Origin of the sequence: Candidatus Sodalis sp. SoCistrobi (genome assembly GCF_900143145.1) — a bacterium.
Lineage (GTDB): Bacteria > Pseudomonadota > Gammaproteobacteria > Enterobacterales > Enterobacteriaceae > SoCistrobi.
Window position 1 is genome coordinate 1 of record NZ_FRDB01000266.1, and the last position, 3,485, is coordinate 3,485.

Consider the following 3,485-nt stretch of genomic DNA (forward strand, 5'->3'; position numbering starts at 1 on the left):
TCATATGCTGTTTAACCAGCGTCTGATATCGGCGGGTAAGGCGAGAGTCAATCCCGCCAACAGATAGGTTGAAATCATTCTGCAAAGTAATAACAGGTATCACGATAAATGTGTAGATACCTATGCCCTTAAGCAGGGCGCAGGATAGCAAAAAATGTTCGCTCCTGCCGCCACTTACTGATGCGCTGCGGGGCTTCACCCTCGATAGTCATGCTGAGCTGAGCTGAGCTGAGCTGAGCTGAGCTGAGCTGCGTGGCTTCACTTCTCGGTCGCTATGCTGAGCTGGGCTGCGGGGCTTCACTTCTTGGTCGCTATGCTGAGGTGCGCCGCGGGGCTTCACCCCCGTTAGTCATGCTAAGGTGCGCCGCGTGGCTTCACTTCTTAGCCGCCATGCTTATGGCGCGCCGAGGTCTGTCGTCCCCGGGCAGGGGCGTTGGCAGCCGGTGAATTGAACCGGCGGCTTTCTATGCCGGGCTGCGGCTGCGGCATTCGCGCCGGGCCTGGCTTAGCGCTGAGGCAATAACGGCAGCCAGATAATCAGCCGCAATCCGCCGAGCGGGCTGTCCTCGGCCTTGACCCAGCCGCGGTGCTGCATGACGGCGGTTTCGACAATCGCCAGCCCCAGACCGGTGCCGCCCGACTCGCGATCCCGCGCTTCATCGGTACGGTAAAACGGGCGGAAAATCTGCTCGCGATCGTCCTCGCTGACGCCGGGGCCATCATCATCCACGGTGATGGTAATCCCCTGCTGATCGGCGCTGAACCGGACCGTGATACGCTGGTGCGAATAACGCAGGGCGTTGCGCACGATATTTTCCAGCGCGCTGTCCAGTGCGGAGGGGTTGCCCAGCAGTGTCCAGTTGCCCGGCGGCGAGGTAACCTCCAGGCTTTTTCCCATCTGCTCGGCTTCAAACGTGGCGTCATTAAGCACATCCGACCACAAATCATTTGCCTTCAGCACTTCCCGCGACAGCTCGTTTTTATGCTGATTACGGGACAGCACCAGCAGATCGTTAATCATCGAATCAAGCCGCTGCGCTTCGGTCTCGATGCGCGCAAGCTCGTGTCCCTCGCCGTGCCGTCGCCGCATCAGCGCGGTGGCCAACTGGAGCCGGGTTAACGGCGTGCGCAGCTCATGGGAGATATCGGACAGCAGGCGCTGTTGCGCGGTAACCATCCGTTCCAGGGCGCTGACCATCTGATTAAAGCTTACACCGGTCGCCAGAAACTCCTGCGGCCCCGCTTCCAGCTCAGGGTGCTGCCGCAGATTCCCGCGCGCCACTTCATCGGCGGCATGCTTTAGTTTACGCGCCGGTTTGGCCAGGCTCCAGGCCAGCCATAACAGCAGCGGGATACTGATAAGCATGGTGACAATCAGTAATAGCAGCGGGCGATCGAACAACAGACTGATAAAGTCCGACTGGGCGCTGCCGGCCGGGCGAATCTGGTAAAGTTGATAATTGTCCTCACCGTCGCGAATGGCGAAAGGCCCCACCAGTTCGGCGCGGCCGTATTTTTTCTTTTGGGGACGATCGGCATTGTCCGATTGGCCGATAAAGTTGCGGATAATCTGCATTTCATTGCGCTGGGCGCCGATGACTCGCCCTTCGCTGGTCACCAGAATCAAACGCTGGCCGGGGGGCGCCCATTTATCGATAGCGCGGAACAGCCGGCGCCACCACATCAAATCGTTGGCCGGATCGGCGGCCAGCTCCGCCTCCACATGCTGTTGCAGCATTACGCCCTGGCGCTGCTCGCTGTCGAGCAGTTGCGTCATTTGCCGGGAATCCAGCTTGGGCACCATCAGTACCAACATGAGCACCAGCGCGAGGGTCAACCAGAATATGGCGAAAATGCGTGCGGTCAAACTATTGATCATGCAGCGGATACCATCAAATAGCCCCGGCCACGTAACGTTTTGAACCACGGATGCCCATCTTTGCGCTCCGGCAGCTTGCGACGCAAATTGGAAATATGCATATCGATGGCCCGGTCAAACGGCGTCAGGCGTTTGCCCAGCACTTCCTGGCTTAAATGTTCCCGCGACACCACCTGGCCCAAATGCTGCGCCAGCAGATACAGCAACGTAAACTCGGTACCGGTCAACTCCAGCGGCGTTCCGTCAAAGGTGGCCTCCTGCCGGCCCGGATTCAGGCGCAGAAAATCGACCTCCAGCGACGGCGTGCCGGCCTCGCCGGTCTGCTGTTGTTCAGTCCAGTGTGAACGGCGCAATATAGCCCGGATGCGCGCGACCAGTTCACGGTCGTTAAACGGCTTGGGCAAATAATCATCCGCGCCCAATTCCAGGCCCAACACGCGATCCAGCTCGCTGCCGCGGGCGGTCAACATAATCACCGGCGTCTGGTGCTGCTGACGCAGCTCTTTAAGCGTATCAATGCCGTTCTTACGCGGCATCATCACATCGAGTAGCAAGAGATCAATGGAACTGTCCAACTGGCTTAACGCCTGTTCGCCGTCATGGGCCACCTGAACATTAAAGCCTTCCATTTCCAATAGTTCCTTTAACAGCGACGTTAATTCGCGGTCATCATCAACCAAAAGGATGTTATTCATTTTATTCACCTCCTGACGCAAAATACGTCATCAATCCCTTCCAATCCATGACTTTACGTAGCTTTACACCGCCTGACGCATGTTTGCAGCGGCTTGGGTAAACTAACTTCCATCATATAGCGACAAAGAAACATGCCAAGGGGGCCGGGATGCACAAAAACATCCTCTTGTTCATCGCCGCCGCGCTTGTCTCTGTTAATACTGTAGCTGCTAAAAACAATACATTGGAAAGCTGGCAACAGGATGCCCTTACGCATCGGATACAGGAAAGCCATTACAGCATGTTTGATGGCGTTAAGCTGACGGAACAGCAGCGGCAACAAATGCGGGACCTCATGAGCCTCGCCAGCCGCGATACGCCGAGTATAAATGTTAGCGAAATGGAACGCCTGCATACGCTGGTGACCGCTAAAACTTTCGACGAGGCTGCCGTCAGGGAACAGACGGAAAAGATGGCCCAGGAGCAGGTTGCTCGTCAGGTCGAAATGGCCCGGGTGCGCAACCAAATGTATAACTTGCTTACGCCGGAACAGCAACAGATTCTAGAGCAAAAGCATCTGCAGCGATTAAGTGATTTAAAGCTGCAGATGGCGGAAAAGATTTCGACTTCTGCCCAGAAGCCAGCAGTAAACGAATAAAGAATGAATAACCCCGAGTTTATTAGAGAGTAATTTTGGCAATACTACGCCGCTTCCTCTGATGCTAATTGCAAAGCGTAATAGTTCATTTCGGCTTCAGTAGGAGGGATGTAACCCAGCCGCCCGAGCAGCCTTCTGTTGTTGTACCAGTCCACCCAGTCCAGCGTGGCCAACTCCACTTCCGTCCGGTTTTTCCAGCTCCCGCGGTGGATAACCTCCGTTTTGTACAACCCGTTGATACTCTCTGCCATCGCATTATCGTAGGAGTCGCCG

The 3,485-nt window shown here is 56.2% G+C and carries 4 protein-coding genes; 1 reads left to right on the top strand and 3 read right to left on the bottom strand.

The features are described from left to right. Window positions 1-505: 505 nt before the first annotated feature. The gene (gene cpxA / locus CINSTRO3249_RS14120; RefSeq protein ID WP_074013730.1) at window positions 506-1,879 is read right to left on the bottom strand and encodes an envelope stress sensor histidine kinase CpxA; all 1,374 of its coding nucleotides are present in this window, start codon (window positions 1,877-1,879) and stop codon (window positions 506-508) included. Further along, a complete protein-coding gene (cpxR, locus tag CINSTRO3249_RS14125; RefSeq protein ID WP_074013731.1) occupies window positions 1,876-2,574 on the bottom strand; it encodes an envelope stress response regulator transcription factor CpxR in 699 nt (232 codons plus the stop codon). The genes cpxA and cpxR overlap by 4 nt, the downstream gene beginning before the upstream one ends. Window positions 2,575-2,723: 149 nt before the next feature. Here cpxR and cpxP point away from each other — a divergent pair, with 149 nt between their 5' ends. Continuing rightward, window positions 2,724-3,212, top strand: coding sequence for a cell-envelope stress modulator CpxP (gene cpxP, locus CINSTRO3249_RS14130; RefSeq protein WP_074013732.1), 489 nt, complete (start codon window positions 2,724-2,726; stop codon window positions 3,210-3,212). Between the two features lie 44 nt (window positions 3,213-3,256). Here cpxP and CINSTRO3249_RS14135 read toward each other — a convergent pair. Further along, a partial coding sequence (locus tag CINSTRO3249_RS14135) for an integrase core domain-containing protein (RefSeq protein ID WP_143146879.1) occupies window positions 3,257-3,485 on the bottom strand: 229 nt, incomplete at its 5' end.